We start from the raw sequence: 19527 nt of genomic DNA, 5'->3' as shown, positions 1-19527 counted from the left end.
GAATCAGATATTTTTATATTAACAAAAATTTCCTGAGTAAAACACAAAAAACCAGATGCTTTTTCCATCCGGTTTTTATACATCTTTTTCACTCTGCAAGTCTAGTAATGATTGGATTTTATGTTTCTTTTTTTCAATCATATCCGTTACAAACTCGGTATAGCCTGCGTTTGGCTGGGCGTTCACTTCTTCATAAAGCTCTTTTAGCTGCATCAGATGATCTTTTAAAGACAGCTCATGATAGTCAGATCCACCAGATTCCGCTTTCCTGAGTATAATTTCAACCAACTTATCTTTGCTTGCTTCTATTGATTTTGTTCCCTGCCTGACATAAATTGCCCCGTATGTGAGCTCCCCGCGGGTAATGGTGGATGTATAGGGAACATATTTCGGATCATATTCGATAACTAATACCTGAAATCGCTTGCCTTGAAGGAGTGCATGGGTCCGCTTTGAAAAAATAAAATCCTCTGTATGGTATTTGAGATACTTAGGCAACAGGTTTTCGAGCTTATTATCAACATCTGCTTTATCAAGGAACTCCCTTTCTGAAAGTCCGTCAATGAGAATTTTGCCGTCGTCAGTTTGATTTACGCCGACAATAATGCATCCTCCGCCTGAATTCGCAATGGCAAGTATATGCTTCGCCATTTTCGTAAAATCAATCCATTTCCACTTAAAATCAAGAAAATCTGTCTCTCCTGTATTATGAAGAAGCAATTCCTTCAGCTGGTCATGCCCGGGCTGTAAAAGGAATTCCTTTAATCCCTGCGGACGCACGTTGGCATAAAACATTTATATGACCCTTTCCTTTCGAGTTTTCCTTTTACCATTATAATAGCTTTCTGTTGGAGCATGTAATAAAAATGGTAGAATTATTGTTCATAATTAGATTCCATCACGAATTTCTTTAGATTATATTATAGGATATGTTAAAGAAAGGCTTGTGTTCAGCTTTGGATAGGAAAGGGAAAGTTTCTTTTGCAAAGTGTATAATGGTATAAAAACGTTAATGGGTAGCAGGAGTGTAATGAAATGAAAAAAGTTGAAATTTATATTTTAGGCGGATTTTTAGGAAGCGGCAAGACGACGCTGCTCCGGAACATCCTTGAACAGGAAAAGGCAGCGGAAAGGAAAATAGCAGTGCTTTTAAATGAAATGGGAAGCATCTCCATTGATAGTGGAATGATACAAGATGATGTACCCCTAAAAGAGCTGTTTGACGGCTGTATCTGCTGCACTATTCAGGATAAGCTTGAAAGCCAGCTGCAGGAGCTGCTGCTTAACGATTTGGATGCCATTTATATTGAAACAACAGGAGCCGCGCATCCCGTTGAAGTTCTTGACGGTATTCTATCTCCTTTATTTGCAGAAAGTCTAGAATATAAAGGGATTATTACAGTGGTTGATATGCTTCGCTGGAGGGATCGTGAAAGCCTTTCTCCTCAATTAAAACAGCTATTAATGGAACAAATCAGGCATGCCGACTACATTCTTTTAAATAAGCAGGATTTAGTCAGTGAAATGGAGGCAGCCAAAATTGCCTTCAGTATGGCCGGAATAAACCCAGGTGCAACAACTGTACTGACCAGCCACTCAGCCGTTTCCCTGGCTGATCTGAAGGCCCTGAAAATGAAGAAAAAGGCAAAGCATGCAAAAACAGAAATAGGCCAGCATCTGAATCTGAAGGCAATTGTGCACCATTTTTCAAATGCCATTAATATGGAGGACTTTGACAGTTGGCTTAAAAATCTTCCTGATACAGTTTACCGGATGAAAGGTTATATTTCTTTTAAAAATTCCCAATACCCTTATTTATTTCAATACTCATATGGGATGCCTTTCTTTATGCAGGAGTCAATGAAGATGCCTTTGAACCTAGTGGTGATAGGAGAGAACCTGGAACCTGAAGTGATAATCGAACAGCTAAAGGATATGGAGCAATAAACCGGTGAAATGAGTAAAGGCACTGATTAAAAAAGGGAGTGGCGTAATACTGCCATCCCCTGCCCGAGAACTTTTATTGCGATTTCATGCTTCCAAAAGCCAAAAAAGTCCGTTCATCTTCGATATTGCCGCATGTGCCGCATTGGATGCGGTATTCCGGTCCGCGGTAGGGCATATGGAACGGCTCAAGTGCGTCATTTGACAGCTGCTGAAGCACCTCGCCGGAAAAAGGGTCCATTTTTACAGGATAGGCAGTCTGCTGAATGATATTAAAACGAGATTTGTTTGTTTTACAATTTGGACAGCGGTACGGGCTTGCCATTTCTCTCACCTCTTGGGTTATTGTATTTACTACTATGTTTTGTCCAATTACGGAAAATATGTATTCATTTCTAAGGGAAGGAGAACTAGCGCGTGAATGATCATTTACAAGAAAGGTCTCTGCTTGAGATATATCTAATGGTTTGGAACAACCGAATAGTTAAGAATGACAAAATGAAAGAGGAAGAGATTCTGTTTGAACTCGTAAAACGGGAGCTTCTTGACGAAAATTCCCATCCTCGCGTACGCAAAGGCAGATACGAGAAATTCCATATGAGTATTTCTCGGATTGTGGATTCGTCACTTACAGCACAAGAAAAAATAAACCTTATCGCCTTTTATTCACAATCAATGGACGCCTTAGGAAAACAGACATGAAAATCGATGAAAAGATAAAACTGCATTTACTTAAGATTAATGATGTAATCTTTCTGTAATATTTGTCATAAAAACACGCTATTTTAAAAGTTGTCAATACAGTTTCATTAGTAGAGTAATGGAAAAATAGGATAATAGTTTCCATTGAATGTGAGAACACGGAAATCAAGGGAAAATTCTCCTATACGTTGCTAGCCCTGATATGACAATCATTATACTGGAATAACTTATAAAAACGAAAGTTTATGAAAATAGTGATTCTATTTTTTAAACCTCCTGGAAATAGATGGTCCGATTATTACGAAAAACGCATGTTATCATGAGTTTGTGAGAAAGCGAGACAAAAACTATTTCATTAGGAGGAAATATAACATGAAAAAGAAAATGCTACTTTCCGCAGCAGCTGCGGCCGCTATCATTTTTACAGGTGCAGGTGCTAATCAAGCTGATGCAGCTTCAAACTGCAATGTAAATACGTACACTTACAAGGTTAATAGCCAGCAGGATTATAATAATATTTTAAAACAGCTTCAACAAAAGTATAATTATAACGTAAATCCACAAGTATATAATTATCAATCTGCTGCACCTTCAACAAAAAAGGCAGCTCAACAGCCACAAAAGCAGACTGCACCAGCTAAGCCGGCAGTACAAAAGCAAACTGCACCAGCTAAGCCTGCTGCACAGGAAACTGCTGCTGCACCAAAGCAAGCTCCGGCAGCTGCAGACACTTCTGCAGTAAGTGCATTTGAAAAGCAAGTTGTTGAATTAACAAATGCTGAGAGAGCGAAGCAAGGACTAAAAGCATTGCAATTAGATACTGAGCTAAGCAAAGTTGCTCGTGTGAAATCTCAGGATATGAAGGATAAAAACTATTTTGACCATAACAGCCCAACTTATGGATCTCCATTTGATATGATGAAGAAATTCGGAATCCAGTACAGCTCAGCTGGAGAAAACATTGCTCAAGGTCAAACTTCTCCACAACAGGTAGTACAAGCTTGGATGGATAGCCCTGGACACCGTGAAAATATCATGAACTCTAGCTACACTCACATTGGTGTAGGCCATGTTTCAAGCGGTAACTACTGGACACAAATGTTCATCGGAAAATAATAGTCATAAGCCAGAGAAAGCCTTGCCCTTACGCGGCAAGGTTTTTTTCTTGTGTGCATAAATATTGCAGACATCATACCCAATAATGAAAAGAAAGCTTATGCCGCATCGGAATGAAAATAATCCTTCATCAGGAAATATTGTTCTTTGAAACCAGTATTAGCTGAGAAATGTTAAACAACGCCTCCTAAACAGAAGTAAGTTAAATATAAAGCATACCGAACCTCCTGCATTGCATTATTTTTAGCCCGCGGGATAAAATTATGTATAATATGAATAGGCTGATAGACAAAAATATCATCAAATAAAAGAGGTAAACTTTTGTGAATGGAAAAGTGGCATTAATTACTGGCGGGGCAACTGGAATAGGGAAGAAAACTGCTGAAGCACTGGCTGCTTCAGGCAATCATATTGCAGTAACCTACCGTACAAGCGAGCAGAAAGCGAAAGAGCTTGTTACCGAATTGGAAGGGAAATTCGGCATCAGGGCATTTGCGTTTCAAAGTGATTCCGCTGACGAAAGCAATTGCAATGACTTAATTGAATGCGTAAAAGAGCATATGGGCACTATTGATATTTTAATACATAACGCCGGTCCGTATATCCACGAACGGAAATCCATGGCGGATTATAGCTCGGAGGAATGGAATTATTTAATCAACGGCAACCTGAATGGTTTTTTTTATCTGGCAAAGGAAGCCGTTTTGTTAATGCGGGAAAAAAGGTGGGGCCGAATCATCACGCTAGGATTCGAACGAAGCGAAACAGCTCCCGGCTGGGTTTACCGATCGGCCTTTGCCGCCGCAAAAGCGGGGCTAACATCACTGACCAAAACACTGGCAATGGAAGAAGCGGCAAACGGGATAACTGTAAATATGGTATGCCCTGGAGATATTTATGGGGGCTGGAAGGAGCGAAGTATCGAGGATGCCCAGAAGGAGACAGATAAGGATGTCCCTGTAGGCCGTCCTGGCACCGGTGAAGACCTTGCTCGGATGATTGCCTTTCTTTGTGACAGCCGCTCGGATTTTATTACCGGCAGCGTTATTCCGGTAACCGGCGGCAAGGATGTTCTTGGAAAAATATATCAAGATTAAAGAGGGCGTGCCGAGTGGCATGCTTTTTTTATTTGAATAATAAGAAAAGGTTATGACATATGATAACACAATTTGTCATTATTTTTCATAAAAAAAGGCAATGTTATGGTTTCTGCAAAAGGGAGTGATGGTGAATGAGAAGTTTTACAATAAATTCTATTGAAATAGTGTGCAACGAACGTAAAACACCAATAGATGATTACTGGGGAAAAGTCCTTTCTAAAATTGGAACTAGCAGGATAGGATATCCCGGAAGGCAGGTTAAATAAATGCCGGAGCAGGTATAAAGCTAGGATTGATGAAATAAAAGCAAAATTCCGCAGAACGATGTTCAAAAGGAGAACCCGTAAAGTATTTATTCAAAGGCTTTACGGGCCACTTGTTTAACTGGCATTGCTTCGATATCTCACCCTTTGGATGTAATAAAGGCGGCTGGACATTCCGAGGGCACCCACGGCTAGTCCGACTATTAGTCCAATCCAGTAGCCTGATGCCCCCAAGCCGGTGAAATGGACGAAAAGATAACCTGTTGGCAAGCCAATTACCCAAAATGAAATAAACGACATCAGGAAAGTAAAATTGACATCTTTATAACCGCGCAGTGCCCCCTGGATTGGTGCCTGGATTGCATCAGACAGCAGGAAAAACAGTGCATAAGCAAGAAAATGGGCTGTCATGGCCAGTACATCCGGATCTTCGGTGTAAACAGAGGCAATCTGTTCCCTGAAAAAGAATAAGCCGACAGCAGATAATGCAGCGAGAACAATGGACATGGCAATGCCGATTCTGCTGTATACTCTGGCATCGTTCAACCGTTTTGCCCCCACTTCAAATCCAACAACAATGGTTAAGGCCATAGAAATGCTGAGCGGAACCATATAGAGAAAGGATGAGAAATTAAGGGCAGACTGATAGGCGGCAATGGTAACAGTATCAAAGGTACTCATTAACAAAGTAACAGCAGAAAAAATACTGGTTTCAAAAAATATGGCAAAACCGATAGGTACTCCTATTTTAAGAATTGCCTTCCATTCTTTTAAAGAGACACTATAAAAATTCCGAAAGATTTTATACTTTGCAAAACCCTCCATCCTCATAATCACTGCTGCAGCGATAATGGTGACAAGCCAATAAGTTATGGCCGTGGCGTAGCCGGTTCCGGCGCCTCCTAGCTGGGGGAATTCCCATTTTCCATATATAAGCATGTAATTTAGTAAAGCGTTAATTGGAAGTGAAATCAGTGTGATCATCATAGAAATTCTCGTTTGTCCCAGCGCATCGATGAATGAGCGAAGGACATTGAAAACAAATAAGGCAATCATTCCAAAAGAAAGCCCGACCAGATAGTCAAAAGCGATTGTACGCACCTTCCGATCCAAATTCATTCCATCAAGGATAGGGTTTATTACAAAAGCTCCGATTATAATAACGATAAGGGACATAAAGACTGCCAGATAGACACCTTGTGTAACGGAAAAAGGGACTGATTTGGTGTCCTTGGCACCAACCTGCTGGGAAACAATTGGAGTGATAGCCAGCAATATCCCGCTCAAACCTGTAAAAACCGGAGTCCAAATAGAACTTCCAATGGCCACGCCAGCGAGATCAGCGGCACTGAATCTTCCGGACATCATTGTATCGAGAAAGTTCATGGAAAACATTCCAAGCTGGGTCACGAGGATGGGGACAACAATCAAGATGAATTGTTTAAGCTTTTCGTTAATCGTAAACGTTTGCTGCATAATCTTTATACCTCGGGGTTTAAATTTCAATGAATGGAATTATATCATCTTACATATCCAACCTGTTTCTATTTTGCTCCAATAATTAAGAAAAGCGCAAGCACCCTGGTAAAAGGAACATCGGCTAAGTTCTGGGAGGGTTGATTTATTTTCCTACGGAAAAAAAGTTGCTGGGTGCTGGAGCTGGACACCTGTACCGTGTTAAAGAAGTATAATTTCTTATCTAACAAATAAACCGCCGGCAAAATGCAGGCAGTCTAAAAAAAGTATCAAGTTAGCCCTGTTGCCGGGTTTGCTTTAGCAATTCCTCTTCCACGTTTGCGGAAGCGCTCTGGACTACAAGCGTTCTGGTAGGGAAAGCAATGCTTACACCTTCTTGCTCCAATATATCCATAATCTTAAAGTTTACATCTTCTTTTATATCCAGATAATCTTTAAAGGAAGTTGCTTTTGTAAAAAAGTATAGATAAACATCAAGGCTTGAATCATTAAAGCGGTCAAAGCGTGCGAGGATCGTATCGTTATCGACTTCCTCGTTTTCGCTAAGCATTAATTCGATCCGCCTCACAACCGTTTCCAGCTTTTTTCTTGGAGTATCATAAGTAAGCCCCAAATGGAAAGCGACCTGCCGTTTCCCCATCTTCGACCAGTTGGTGATTGACTCATTGGAAAGGGTTGCATTAGGCACAGTAACCAGTGCCTGCGCAAACGTACGGACCGAGGTACTCCGGAATGAAATATCTTCTACTGTACCCTCGACGCTTGGGGTTTTGATCCAGTCTCCGATTGTAAAAGGTTTTTCAGTGATGATGACTAACCCGCCGAAAAAGTTGCTGACAGTGTCTTTGGCTGCCAACGCGAAGGCCAGACCGCCAAGCCCGAGTCCTGCAACGAATCCATTAACATTGAAGCCCCATTCCTCAGCAATGATGCTAACACACAAAGTAAATAGAATCACCTTCATCAGCTTTGTGAAAAAGGGAAGTACAATCTGGTCCACTTCAAGGTCGAATCGTTTGATTACCCTAGGGAACAGAATGGACCATATCGCACTGATATTTATTAGTCCCCATGTTGCAAGAATGATAAAAACGGTTCGGATAATCTTCGTTGCTGTTGATTCTGCTATCAGTTCAAACGGGAAGTATTTAATGGCCAGCATGATGCCAAGGAAAGCAATTAGCCAGCGGAACGGTTTTTCGAAAGCGAGCAGGACTTGAGCAAGTGTTTCTGTATTCCTTGTTTGAGCATAACGCAAGATTATTTTAAATACATATGTAGTGAATATCTTTCTAATAGCCAGAAACAAAAAGAGTACTCCAAGAGAAATTACAATGTCTATCCAGATTTTCGCATTAATTAATTCACTTATTGATTCTATGGCTTGATTCATAAACACGCCCCCCTAAAGATATACAATGAAATTTTTATAATAGCAGAGTTATCAGAGAGTTTCTAGTTGGAGATTCTGGTAAATTTTGTGGCGGTTAATGTGATTCATCTAAAGGGCGCTTACGCATCAAGAACAAAGCTATAATTAAGGGAGAAAGGGCTGATGGATGGTGAGCATTCTTGAATAAAAAGGCGGTTTTTACAGGGGGCGGTTCAGCAGGCCATGTGACAGTTAATGCGGCGCTCATTCCTGAATTCCTTAAAAACCAATGGAAGGTGACGTATATTGGGTCCGAGAAAGGAATTGAAAAAACAATAATTGAAAAGGAGTTTCCGGACATATCGTATCATTCTATTTCGGTTGGGAAGCTGCGAAGATATTTTTCAATTGAAAATATCAAGGATCCTTTCCGTGTAATCAAGGGAATTGGCCAAGCATTTCGAATTTTAAAAAGGGAACGCCCTGATTTTATATTTTCAAAGGGCGGGTTCGTGTCCGTTCCAGTCGTCCTAGGGGCAAAGCTTCTTAAAATTCCGGTTATTATCCATGAATCAGATATTACGCCTGGATTGGCGAATAAGATTGCTTTCCCTTTTGCAGCGAAGATTTGCACCACTTTTGTAGAAACGGCAAGCTTTCTTCCCATGGGTAAAACGATTCATGTAGGAGCTGTCCTTAGGGACCGAATTTTTAAAGGTGATGCGGTGAAGGGCAAAAGGATTTGCGGATTTAAAAAGGATAAGCCTGTTCTGCTTATTATGGGAGGCAGCCTTGGGGCGACAAAGATTAATGAAGCAATCATTGAAATAATGCCGCAGCTGCTTGCGGCTTATCAGATTATCCATATTTGCGGAAAGGGAAATGTGTTCAGTGATTTAATTCAGCCCGGATATGCCGCATTTGAGTACGTACATGAAGAAATTTTTGATTTTCTGGCTGCCGCAGATATTGTTATCTCACGTGCGGGATCAAATTCCATTTTTGAGTTCCTGGCACTTCAAAAACCGATGCTGCTAATCCCACTAAGTGCGAAAGCCTCAAGGGGTGACCAGATCCTAAACGCACAAAGCTTTGAACAAGCCGGTTTTGCAAGTATTTTGAAGGAGGAAGCGCTGACTGGGACCGCACTCCTCAAAGAGATTTCAGATTTGTATAGCCGCAGAAGTAATTTTTCTGCCCGGATAAACGAGTTCCGTGGATTTAAACGAGCAGATGAAATGTATAAAATGCTGGTAAGTCTTGTTCAGCCCAAAAAATAAAATGTCATATTTAAGCTTTTTCCCGCATATCGTTATAGCAGACAAGCTCTCAAGGGGGAGAAGAAATGGCGTACCAATACTCAAAAGGCTGGTTCATCCAGCAATTAAAAGCAATGGGGATTACAAAGCATCCAATTGAAAGAAGAAAGCTTGAATCGTATAAAACTTACATACTCAGAAACCTTTATGCAGATAAAATTGAGAATAAGCAGTAAAGCAGAAAAACCTGAAACAGGTATAATCAGTTTCAGGTTTTTATTATACAATTTAAACAATAACTGTTATGAAAATGCTCTCCTTTGTGGAAGATAGACATAAGAACCTATGGAGGGAGGAGTTTATTATGGAGTATTCGATGAATCGTATTAATCCAAACCAGACTCAGGTTATTTTCTCTGATGGACGCTTTGAAACTCTTACGAATGAAGAATTGGAGTACTTGATGTTAACCGAAAGGTCCTCAGAACGCGAATTGGGGAAGGATTCTCCTTTAGAGCACTAAACAAAAGCATAGCACCCAGGTTAACCACAACTCGATAATTTAATAATTTTCTAAAGGCAAAAAGAAACCCTGTCCGATGGCGACAGGGTTGTGGCTGTGCGATAAAAGGCACTCGGAAGCTTATGCCTCAAGCAGCTGCTGTGAGTCGTCCTGGCTGCTGTCCTGGCGCATAATGTATAAGTGAAACAGATCTCGAGGGATTTCATACAAATCGTAAATGTCTTCCATGCTATTCAGTGTTTCATACAGTGATTGCCGTGATTCATTGGCTTTTATAACATATGGAAGCTTTTCCGCAGCTTTAATCGAACGGAGATTCACCTTCCTGATTCTCATGAAGACTGTTTCTATATCCAGCTCAAAAAATAATTCTTTAAAAAATGCTTCCTTGGCGATAGAATTATAGCCCTTGCCATGAAACGGCTTCCCAAGCCAAGTGCCGAGAAATCCAGCTTTGTCCTCTATATCAAAAAGGGATATTGTCCCGATTGGGGATCCCCATTCATCCAGGATTGTCCGGGAAATTAGTTCGCCGGCTCCTTCTTGCTCTATGTTATGTTTTGTAACGAACACATATTCTTCGTATGAGTGTGCTTTATGGCGCACGAAAGGGAAGACATCTGGATGCTTCATTAAATCAAAAAGAACATGACAGTCGGCGAATTCTCTCTTTTTTAACATTTTTTCCCCTCCAAAAATGAGGGCAGTCCTCATGCGTCTGCCTTCCACCCTCGAAATTTTTTAAAACGAGCATCAAAAAATTTCGGGGTGGGAATCGAACCCACTAGAACCGGAGAATCCGGTGGCGCACCATTTGCCTTCCCTATATTGTTTGTATTCAAAAATTCAAAGTTAATATAGAAAAAATTAACCTCACGAAAGTATAATACTAAAAAAATTTCAAAAAGAAAATAGGTAAATATAATATTTTTTTCGCCAAAATTTGCCCGTTTTTGATCCGGTATGTTTTTAGCGGAATATTTAGAAAGGACAGGGGTTTTGCCGCTTTTTTTTACTGAAATAAGTTAAAGTTATTTCTGGATACCGCATGAAAATAGATCGATTAGAGAGTATTTGACAGTAGCAGAGTTTTGGTTTTGTAATATAAAAATTGGTGCTTATTTAACCTTGCCACTTTCATACTTTGAATGTTTGCTTTCATCATTTATTAAGACATGAAGTATTAGAAAAAAGAATGGAAGAATTTTAAATCTGGAACTTATTTCTGTTTATATTTTCTTAGGCATAAAAAGGGGAAAGCAAATCATGGAAATCAGACTACATAATGTGCTTTCTTTTTTTGTAGATGCAAGGGCAAAAGAGATTGATAAGAAAGAACATTGCTTGTTTTTCCCAACCAGTCACTATCACTTCTTCTTTGTACCATCTAAAACTTCCCCGAATATTGAAGAGCCAGAACGATTGCTCCCAGAGCCCAAACATAAACGGAAAAGACTTTTAGTGACTTCTTTTTAAGATAAGAGATCATCCAGACAACAGCAATGTAGCCGAAAAAGGCAGATGACAATGTAGCAACAAGAAGTCCGATAAAGCTTACCTGTTCCGCTTTCCCGCTTATGACATCGCCAAGCTGGAGGACTATACCGCCAGTGATGGCCGGGATGGATAATAGGAATGAAAAGTAGGCTGCGGTCGCGCGGTCGAATTTGCATAACAAACCCGCCGCAATCGTTAGTCCTGAACGCGACAGTGCCGGCATAATGGCCGCAGCCTGAAACGTGCCTACAATCAGTGCATCCTTAACCGTGATGTCATCTATTTGCTTTTTTCCCTTTTTAGCGCTGTCTGCGAACCAAAGAATGAACCCTGTGGCGACGAACTCCCAGCCGATTGTGACTCCGGATTTCGAAAGTGAATCAAACCAATCGCCAAGCAGCAGTCCGGCACACACCGCAGGAATCGTCCCGGCGATAAGAAGCAAGGTCAGCCTGGAAAAGGGTTTTCGCATTAGTGTAAACAGATCGTCCTTATAAACAGCGATCAAGGCAATCAGGGTACCGATATGCAGCATCGTATCCAGGGTAAGACCCGCTTCATCAAGACCGAACAAATGTCTCCCTAAATATAAATGGCCCGTGCTTGAAATGGGCAGGAACTCGGTAAGTCCCTGAATAATTCCGAGAATAAATGCCTGAAATTCAGATAACAATTTCTTCACCTAATTTCTTATAATTTGGACATCCTTTTCCCATTTTTATGCATAACCTTTCTTAACATGCTTATATTTCAGTAAGGTGAATGGGTATAAAATGAAACCTTACGAAAAAGTTATCCTAATAAAAACAGAAGAAAGAGAGGGATAAAATGTGGCGGATCAAAGTGAAAAACTGCTGGCAGCAGCGATTTACGTAATCAGCTTTTTTACGGCCTTTATCGGGCCGCTAATCATTTGGCTTATCAAGAAAAATGAATCAGCATACATCGATTATCATGGAAGGGAGTATTTAAATTTTCTGATTTCCTATTCGTTGTATGGCTTTATTGGCGGCTTGCTTACCTTAATCTTCATCGGGTGGCTGTTGTTGCCGATAGTCGCGCTGCTAGGGTTCATTTTTACCATCATTGGGGCCGTGAAGGCTGCTGAAGGAGTAGAATACAGGATCCCATTTGTTTTCAGGATTTTGTAATCCATGCTTGTCTTTAAAGATTAGAAAAGGTACTATTCCCATGTTCAGGCTCATATAATTTTGTGAGTAACTGCCCGAACCTTTGGGCTCTTGGGGAGTGGAGTATGGATATAAGACAGTATTACAGAAAAACCTCTGGAATTTGCTTTCAAGTTGCATGGATCTCACTCACGCTGTCAATCTTATTCTTTGGTTTACATGCGGCAGGCGTTTTGTCAGGCAACATCCTGGCGATTATGCTGCCGTTTATTATTTTAAGCATCGCAAATTATATAGGATTCAGAATGTTCGATACGAGAGCTGAGGAAATTCCTGAACGTTTGTTGTGCCCATTGACTGAAAAAAGTGAACTTTTGGATCATAGTCATCTTTTATTGGCATTTCTGCCGGCTCCAACGCTCCGGGCGGTCCTGTTTGCTCCCAATGGCAACGCCGTCGGAGAAATCCGGGATCTAAACATGAAATGGTACATGTGGCTGATCCCTAATTCGGTTTCACTTTTGCTTCCAAAAAGATATGGTTTATACAGCAGCGATGGAACACTCATTGGGTCTTACCAATTTAAATGGGGGCTTTTCAATAAAGCAGTTATTCTAAACCAATACGGCGATAACATTGGCTATTATCGAGAAGCAAAAAAGGAATCCTTATTCAGGCTAAAGGGAATGATAGTTAATCCAGAGGGCAAACCATGGATTTCTGCCTATGCGGGCGGCCTGCTGCAGGAATTTCAAATGACTAATGCAGATGGGATAAAGCTCGTATCATATAAAACAGGATGGATGCCATTCGAATGGGGAAACCGTTTTAAGGATGCTAATACTCCTATCCTTTCCTTTCATAACAGCGCAACGTATAATGATAAAATTGCGATACTTGGATTTTGCGCAGCGGCCCTTCACCATCGGAGCAATTAAGGCTTTTTAAGGGATTTTTTCTGTAGACTCTGCTATAATAAAAAGTAAATACATAAACTGTGGTGATAAAATTGACTTTACTGAATGAAATTCTTGAGTACAACGAAGCATTTGTCAACAACAAAGAATATATGGAATACAGTACAGACAAGTTTCCAGACAAGCGGATGATCATTATAAGCTGCATGGATACACGGCTTGTAGAACTTTTGCCAAAATCAATGAATATCCGCAATGGCGATGTGAAATTCATCAAGACGGCCGGTGCGGTTGTTTCCCATCCTTTTGGGAGCGTCATGCGAAGTGTTCTGGTGGCTGCATACGAATTAAAGGCGGATGAAGTATTCGTTATTGGCCATTATGATTGCGGCATGTCGGCTATTAATGCAGACGCACTTCTCGAGAAAATGGTCGACAGAGGAATCTCTGAGGAAACAATATCTACATTAGAACACTCCGGCATTAATTTAAAACACTGGCTTAGAGGGTTCGATGATGTATCCGACAGTGTGCGGAACAGCGTCAGCATCATCAAAAACCATCCGCTGCTGCCAAAAGATGTAGCAATTCATGGTTTGGTGGTATCACCGAAAACAGGTAAACTGGATGTAGTTGTTGATGGTTATCAAAAAGACTAATTTTATCTAAGTACTTTTAAAATGTCTATGCTGCACAAGGACGGCCCGTAATCACTCGGGTTGTCCTTTTTATATTCCGATAAATCAATGATTCCGTGTCCGTTCTAGTGCCTTAAGAAGTTACTTGTAAAAAACTGACAAAGGTATGACCAATCTTTTTTAAAAAAAACTCCTTTGAAGAAAAATTATTTCCTTCCGATGAAGTTTCTTACATATATTAGAAATCATAGTAGCAGGCTTAATCCAAATGCAACTAATAATAGCGGTAAGCACAGGGGAAACTTTGTTATAACATAAACTTTAAGCATTCTTCTTGCTTACCGTTCATTTTCTGCTAAAATCACATAGTGGTTTGTCACGTAAACAAACGGGTGGGAGAGGGATACAAATGAATAAGGTGGAGCATGAAAAATTCATTATTAGAGAGGGTATTTAGACTAAAGGATAGTGGGACTAGCCTCGGGCGTGAAGTACTTGCAGGATTCGTCAGCTATTTTACGATTTTGTATATTGTTGCGGTGAATTCATTAATTCTGTCTGAGGGAGGCCTTCCATTAGATGGCGCAATACTGGCAACGATTCTTTTATCTGCGGTAAGCTGTATATTAGTAGGGGTTTGGTCAAATGTTCCGATCATTCTTGTCCCGGGCATGGGCCTTAACGCTTTCTTTTCCTATACTATGGTACAAAGCATGGGCCTTTCCTGGCAATCAGCTCTAGGTGTGGTATTTGTCTCCGGATTAATTTTTACCGTTCTTTCCTTCAGCAGGCTTACAAAAGTGCTAAGTGATGCCATCCCTGCTTCTTTAAAAGAAGCTATTACGGTAGGGCTTGGGTTGTTTTTGATTCTGCTGGGACTTGAAAAGGGAGGAATTGTTGTTCAAGGGGAAGCTGCAATTCTGGCGCTGGGTGATTTCAGCCAGCCTCAGGTAATGGCTTCCATCCTTACCATTATCATTGCCTTTGTCCTTTTCAGCAGGAATATAAGCGGCAATTTTCTGATCACAATTGTTGCAGGCTGTGTGATTGCATTTATGTTTGGAACCCTGGATCTGTCACAGCTAACGTTTCAGCAAGCGGATTTCAAAGCGTACGGAGAGGTTTTTGCAGCCTTTTCGTTTGAACAAGCAGCCAGCCTGCCGTTTTGGACGGCAGTTTTCTCATTGACGATGGTGTTGGTGTTTGAGAACATTGGCCTTGTTCATGGACATGTAAACAGTATAAAAAAACCGGAACTATTTCAAAAGGCTTTCCAGGCTACAGGCTTATCGGTTTTGTTATCCGGAGTTTTTGGCTCCAGCCCAACGGTTGCAACAGTGGAAACGGCAGCGGGTGTAGCATCTGGGGGACGGACTGGGTTAACCACAGTTACAACAGGGATTTTGTTTTTGCTTTCCATCTTTTTTATTCCTCTGATAAAAGTAATACCGGATAGCGCGATTGCTCCGATATTAATCATCATTGGGATTTTGATGCTTCAACACATCAAACATTTGGAATTGAAGGATATTTCGGATGCGATTCCGGCTTTCCTGACGATTACGCTCATTCCCTTTACCTATAGCATTCCAGATGGGATGGCAATGGGGTTCATTATGTACCCAATATTAAAAATCACGCTTGGCAAGGCAAAAGAAGTTTCAATCATCATGTATATTATTGCAGGGCTGTTTCTGACTAATTTCCTTGTGCATATAATGGGGTAATTTTGACCAAAAAAGCATAGTGCAAACAGGATTTCCTGATTGTACTATGCTTTTTTGCGTTTAAAAAGGCTTAAGTACCATTAACACAATCAGTACAATAGCCGCTATTTGAGTACTTGTATTATATGGCGCAATTTGTTTGCCAATTTGTATATAAGCAACGGGTAACTCCTCAGATTTATGGTCTTCTAGTATTTTCATCTGCTCAGACAGCTTTCTTGGGAGTATTACGGCAACTATTGGTTGTACTGCTACGTAAATGACGAGGGAAGCAATATACCAAAACTCTGTGAACAAGCCTGTATTAAATCCTCCAAGTATTATACCGGTTAAAAGAAGTGTAATGCTCCCGATTTTGGCCAGTTTTTCTACCCCATCATATACAGTCATGGCAAACCTTGCCTGGCTGACAGTTTGTATCCTTCTCATTAAAATAGGCAGTGCAAATGTAGCCCCAAGCCCGCAAATGGCAGCTATGACGTGAATGGCTACAATTAAATTGTAAACTATCATGATTGAAACCCTCCCTCTTTTTAGATGATATGATAATTATTTTTCAAAAAGTTATTAGCGGAAAAATAAAAAGTGACCTTTGTCTCAGTTCAAAAGTTGTGCAAAACCTTCATTTTTCTTCAGGTTTTACAGCGACTTTGCAAATTTCGACAAAATACCTGTTAAAATTAAGGTAAAATGAAGGGAGATTTCCATAGTTAGAATTTGGTGGAGGTTTTTTAATGGAAGTATTTGTCGCCCGGCAGCCTATTTTCAACCGCAGGGAAGAAGTTCATGCATATGAGCTGTTATATCGAAGCAGTATTGTAAATGCATATAACAGCGTTAATCATGATCATGCAACTGCAGAGGTAATTGTGAATAGTTTTCTTAATATAGGCATTGATCAGCTCTCTAATGGAAAGCCCTGCTTTATTAATTTTACAGAAAAACTACTACAGCTAAGATTGCCGACTTATTTCCGGCCAAGGGAAATTGTAGTTGAAATATTGGAATCAGTTCCGTTGAACGAGGACCTTTTAAAAATTTGCAGGGAATTAAAGTCACTTGGCTACCTGATTGCCCTTGATGACTATGTGTTTAACGAGAAGAATCCGTATTCACAGCATTTGCTGCGTTTTGCAGATATTATCAAGGTTGATTTCCGAAATACCACCAGAGAAAACCGGAGGCGGATAGAATCCCTCGGCAAGCTGCTGCATTTGGAGCTGCTCGCAGAGAAAGTGGAAACCCGTGCTGAATTTGAGCAAGCAAGGAAAAGCGGTTACCATTACTTCCAGGGATATTTCTTTTCAAAGCCAGTCATTGTGTCGACACATGATGTTCCCACATATTTTCATTCTTACTACGGAATCATTCAGAACCTGGCGATGGCTGAGCCAAGCATTGCAGAAATTGCAGAACTGATAGAACAGGATTTATCCCTTTCTTATAAATTATTGAAATTGATCAATTCACCAGCATTTCGTCCACGGAATAAGATTAATTCAATCCGGCAGGCAATTGTAATGCTTGGGCTAGTTGAAATTCAAAAATGGATATACGTCTTATCGGTAAGAGAAATGACCGGAGACAGGCCGAAAAGCTTTGAAGAAACAATACACATTTGCCTGGCCCGCGGGAAAATGTCTGAAAGCATTGGTAAGCATCTGGAGAAAACCGCCGTTGGAGCAGGGTATTTTATGGCGGGTATGTTTTCGCTTATGGACACGATCCTTTCATTGCCAATGAAGGACGTGCTAAAGGATTTGCCGCTTCATGAAGACATTACCCGCGCACTGCTTGGCGAACAAAATATACTCAGAAGCATCCTTGATTTAGTTATAGATGTCGAAAAAGCAAACTGGGATGGAATTGAGAAGAGATGTTTGGGATTGGATCTCACAGAAGCAGATGTTTTTACGTACTATAAAAAATCGCTGGACTGGGCAAACCATCTGCTGAAAAGGGAAGACGAAGGATTGACCAGCAGTACAATATAAAAATACAGTGTGCCAAAAAGCAACCAAAGGGCTGTTGCATTACGTGTTCAATATCCGGTCTTCATACTGGCAAAAGGTTATCTTTCTATGAAGAGTAGCCATTTTAATTGCTTTATGAAATGGTAAAAATTCTGAATTGGATTAAATAAAATTCTTACGTTGCGGAAAATAATAATAGCGGGTCTATCTCTAGCTCAAGCCCAGACGTACTGAACTGCTAGTGCCTGTTTCACCACAGGACACATGGTTCGGCAGCGATTCATCGCAGGTAACATAGGACCTGCTTTGTGAAGACGGGGCAATCTTAGCCGCTCCTCCTCTAAATTTAGACGATTACTCTCTTTTGCTTAGAATCAGCAATTATAAAAATCGCCATTGAGGCTTGATATAGCGGCGGAGTTCGATCAATAGCATCCTTTTCATTGAGTCTGGCCCCTTTACCGCCTGCAAATCCTCAGGAACCGGAAAAATGCCAAACTCATTGAAGGCAACCCTGATGGATCCAGACCAAATTTCCTGGCCTTCCACCGTAAGGACAGAGGTTGTGACAAGAGCTTGTTTGGAATCAGAATCGGATGCAGGCTCAATCGTATCAGCTATAAAAAAGTTAAATAAGTAAACCGACTTTTTCCATTTCGAATAGACTTTCACGTTGGCACTTCCTTTGCCTTGATGCTATTATCATTAATTATAGATAGTTAAAAATGTTTTGTGCAGCAAAAAGATTAGCAGACAGGGAGTAAATAATGATGAATATTGAATTAGTAAAATGCCATGGCTCGGGAAATGATTTCATCATCATTGACGAGATGGAAGGGGATATTTCCTTTAATGAAGATGAGAGAAGCAGCCTTGCCATGGCCCTGTGCAGCCGTACCAGCCTGCTTGGAGCCGACGGCATTCTGTTTGTTATGCCAAGTGAACAGTCCCATGCGAGAATGAGAGTGTTCAATGCAGATGGTTCAGAAGCCTCCATGTGTGGCAACGGGCTTCGCTGTGTCGCCAGATATGCATCGGACAAGCTTCGGAAATCTAAATTAATCATTGAAACAATGAAGGCAAATCTGGCTGTTGAAAAGACAGAGGAAATCTTTGATGGTATCCCAACCTTTAAGGTTGAAATTTCTCCAGTATCTTTTAATGTTAAAGATTTACCACTGAATCTCAGTTGGGAAACTTTGAAAAATGAGAGAATTGTTGAACTTTCCGATACATTGCTTTTTACAGCGCTGGCTGTTCCTAACCCTCACCTGGTTTCTATTGTGGAAAGTGATGTCCTTAAATCGTCAGTGCAGAAGGATATAGCTACTTTGGTAAATGGACCAAATGATCTTTTCCCTGACGGAGTAAATGTCAGCTTTGTACATGAGCTGAAGAAGGGACATATTTTTGTGAGGACCTTTGAACGAGGTGTAGGATTTACCAATGCTTGCGGAACGGCAATGAGTGCTTCAAGCCTTGTTACATGTCTTAACGGCTTAAATGAAACGGAAAAAGAAATTTCTGTTTACAATGACGGAGGCATGGTAAAGTGTATGGTCCACCAGCAAAATGGCCGATACCAGATCGATCTTATTGGAAATGGAACATATGAATATAGGGCAGAGATTGAAGTAAACCCGGCAGACTTTCAGAATTTTAAGCTGGTTAATAAAGAAATTTTTGAAGAAGAAACCAGCAAATATGCCAAGCTGCAGGAATATGCAAAACAATTTGTTTCAGAACATATGAAGTGATATAGAAGGCGGACATACAGTTGCTTGAATGTCCGCCTTTGCTCGTTTTGTTAGCAAATTATAAGATGGTAAGATAACGAACGTAAGTGTCTATCCATCTCAAGCTCCAGCGCTCAGCAACTTTTTTTAGTAG

Annotated in this window: 22 protein-coding genes; 14 read left to right on the top strand and 8 right to left on the bottom strand. The window is 40.6% G+C overall.

Annotation, left to right across the window (positions count from 1 at the left end; genetic code table 11):
- Nucleotides 1-75: 75 nt before the first annotated feature.
- The gene (locus D0469_RS17545) at nt 76-795 is read right to left on the bottom strand and encodes an AlbA family DNA-binding domain-containing protein (protein WP_117328017.1); all 720 of its coding nucleotides are present in this window, start codon (nt 793-795) and stop codon (nt 76-78) included.
- A gap of 240 nt (nt 796-1035) precedes the next feature.
- Between D0469_RS17545 and D0469_RS17540 the strand changes: the two genes are divergently transcribed.
- A complete protein-coding gene (locus tag D0469_RS17540) occupies nt 1036-1947 on the top strand; it encodes a CobW family GTP-binding protein (RefSeq protein WP_117328016.1) in 912 nt (303 codons plus the stop codon).
- Between the two features lie 73 nt (nt 1948-2020).
- On the opposite strand, the gene D0469_RS17535 is transcribed toward D0469_RS17540, so the two are convergent.
- Nucleotides 2021-2269, bottom strand: coding sequence for a DNA alkylation repair protein (locus tag D0469_RS17535; protein WP_117328015.1), 249 nt, complete (start codon nt 2267-2269; stop codon nt 2021-2023).
- Between the two features lie 92 nt (nt 2270-2361).
- Here D0469_RS17535 and D0469_RS17530 point away from each other — a divergent pair, with 92 nt between their 5' ends.
- The 4 genes from D0469_RS17530 (at nt 2362) to D0469_RS21925 (ending at nt 5128) form a co-directional block, all read left to right on the top strand.
- Nucleotides 2362-2646 (top strand): hypothetical protein, encoded by a 285-nt coding sequence (locus tag D0469_RS17530; protein ID WP_233523102.1) that lies wholly within the window; start codon nt 2362-2364, stop codon nt 2644-2646.
- A 372-nt stretch (nt 2647-3018) separates the two neighbouring features.
- Nucleotides 3019-3762: a CAP domain-containing protein gene (locus D0469_RS17525; RefSeq protein WP_117328014.1), complete on the top strand. Its 744-nt coding sequence runs from the start codon at nt 3019-3021 to the stop codon at nt 3760-3762.
- A 323-nt stretch (nt 3763-4085) separates the two neighbouring features.
- Entirely contained in the window at nt 4086-4859 is a 774-nt protein-coding gene (locus tag D0469_RS17520; RefSeq protein WP_117328013.1) for an SDR family oxidoreductase, read from the top strand.
- Nucleotides 4860-4993: 134 nt separating this feature from the next.
- Complete coding sequence (locus tag D0469_RS21925) at nt 4994-5128, top strand: hypothetical protein (protein WP_267897320.1); 135 nt, start codon at nt 4994-4996, stop codon at nt 5126-5128.
- Between the two features lie 114 nt (nt 5129-5242).
- On the opposite strand, the gene D0469_RS17515 is transcribed toward D0469_RS21925, so the two are convergent.
- Both D0469_RS17515 and D0469_RS17510 read right to left on the bottom strand, forming a co-directional pair.
- Nucleotides 5243-6601, bottom strand: a complete 1359-nt coding sequence (locus tag D0469_RS17515; RefSeq protein ID WP_117328012.1) for an MATE family efflux transporter — start codon at nt 6599-6601, stop codon at nt 5243-5245.
- A gap of 274 nt (nt 6602-6875) precedes the next feature.
- Nucleotides 6876-7994, bottom strand: a complete 1119-nt coding sequence (locus D0469_RS17510) for a mechanosensitive ion channel family protein (protein WP_117328011.1) — start codon at nt 7992-7994, stop codon at nt 6876-6878.
- 179 nt (nt 7995-8173) lie between these two features.
- Between D0469_RS17510 and D0469_RS17505 the strand changes: the two genes are divergently transcribed.
- The 3 genes from D0469_RS17505 (at nt 8174) to D0469_RS21415 (ending at nt 9755) form a co-directional block, all read left to right on the top strand.
- A complete protein-coding gene (locus tag D0469_RS17505; RefSeq protein WP_117328010.1) occupies nt 8174-9253 on the top strand; it encodes an undecaprenyldiphospho-muramoylpentapeptide beta-N-acetylglucosaminyltransferase in 1080 nt (359 codons plus the stop codon).
- Between the two features lie 65 nt (nt 9254-9318).
- A complete protein-coding gene (locus D0469_RS17500) occupies nt 9319-9468 on the top strand; it encodes a YflJ family protein (RefSeq protein WP_117328009.1) in 150 nt (49 codons plus the stop codon).
- Between the two features lie 128 nt (nt 9469-9596).
- Nucleotides 9597-9755, top strand: coding sequence for a hypothetical protein (locus D0469_RS21415; RefSeq protein WP_199478557.1), 159 nt, complete (start codon nt 9597-9599; stop codon nt 9753-9755).
- Nucleotides 9756-9875: 120 nt separating this feature from the next.
- Here D0469_RS21415 and D0469_RS17495 read toward each other — a convergent pair whose 3' ends face one another.
- Nucleotides 9876-10436, bottom strand: coding sequence for a GNAT family N-acetyltransferase (locus tag D0469_RS17495; protein WP_117328065.1), 561 nt, complete (start codon nt 10434-10436; stop codon nt 9876-9878).
- Nucleotides 10437-11142: 706 nt separating this feature from the next.
- Complete coding sequence (locus D0469_RS17490) at nt 11143-11925, bottom strand: undecaprenyl-diphosphate phosphatase (RefSeq protein WP_117328008.1); 783 nt, start codon at nt 11923-11925, stop codon at nt 11143-11145.
- A 157-nt stretch (nt 11926-12082) separates the two neighbouring features.
- On the opposite strand from D0469_RS17490, the gene D0469_RS17485 reads away from it, so the two are divergent.
- The 4 genes from D0469_RS17485 (at nt 12083) to D0469_RS17470 (ending at nt 15664) form a co-directional block, all read left to right on the top strand.
- Nucleotides 12083-12403, top strand: coding sequence for a DUF4870 domain-containing protein (locus tag D0469_RS17485; RefSeq protein WP_117328007.1), 321 nt, complete (start codon nt 12083-12085; stop codon nt 12401-12403).
- A 104-nt stretch (nt 12404-12507) separates the two neighbouring features.
- A complete protein-coding gene (locus D0469_RS17480; RefSeq protein ID WP_117328006.1) occupies nt 12508-13320 on the top strand; it encodes a hypothetical protein in 813 nt (270 codons plus the stop codon).
- A 71-nt stretch (nt 13321-13391) separates the two neighbouring features.
- Nucleotides 13392-13958, top strand: a complete 567-nt coding sequence (locus D0469_RS17475) for a beta-class carbonic anhydrase (RefSeq protein WP_117328005.1) — start codon at nt 13392-13394, stop codon at nt 13956-13958.
- Nucleotides 13959-14362: 404 nt separating this feature from the next.
- Nucleotides 14363-15664: an NCS2 family permease gene (locus D0469_RS17470; protein WP_117328004.1), complete on the top strand. Its 1302-nt coding sequence runs from the start codon at nt 14363-14365 to the stop codon at nt 15662-15664.
- 60 nt (nt 15665-15724) lie between these two features.
- Here D0469_RS17470 and D0469_RS17465 read toward each other — a convergent pair whose 3' ends face one another.
- On the bottom strand, nt 15725-16177 hold the full coding sequence (locus tag D0469_RS17465) for a DUF2269 family protein (protein WP_117328003.1): 453 nt from the start codon (nt 16175-16177) through the stop codon (nt 15725-15727).
- 221 nt (nt 16178-16398) lie between these two features.
- Between D0469_RS17465 and D0469_RS17460 the strand changes: the two genes are divergently transcribed.
- On the top strand, nt 16399-17658 hold the full coding sequence (locus tag D0469_RS17460) for an EAL and HDOD domain-containing protein (protein WP_117328002.1): 1260 nt from the start codon (nt 16399-16401) through the stop codon (nt 17656-17658).
- A gap of 360 nt (nt 17659-18018) precedes the next feature.
- On the opposite strand, the gene D0469_RS17455 is transcribed toward D0469_RS17460, so the two are convergent.
- Complete coding sequence (locus D0469_RS17455; protein ID WP_117328001.1) at nt 18019-18309, bottom strand: hypothetical protein; 291 nt, start codon at nt 18307-18309, stop codon at nt 18019-18021.
- Between the two features lie 98 nt (nt 18310-18407).
- On the opposite strand from D0469_RS17455, the gene dapF reads away from it, so the two are divergent.
- Nucleotides 18408-19394 (top strand): diaminopimelate epimerase, encoded by a 987-nt coding sequence (dapF, locus tag D0469_RS17450; protein ID WP_117328000.1) that lies wholly within the window; start codon nt 18408-18410, stop codon nt 19392-19394.
- The last annotated feature ends 133 nt before the right edge of the window (nt 19395-19527 follow it).

This window comes from Peribacillus saganii, from assembly GCF_003429095.1.
Taxonomy (GTDB): Bacteria; Bacillota; Bacilli; order Bacillales; family DSM-1321; genus Peribacillus; species Peribacillus saganii.
The sequence above is the reverse complement of the archived record's forward strand: the minus strand, read 5'-3'. Positions and strand labels throughout refer to the sequence as shown.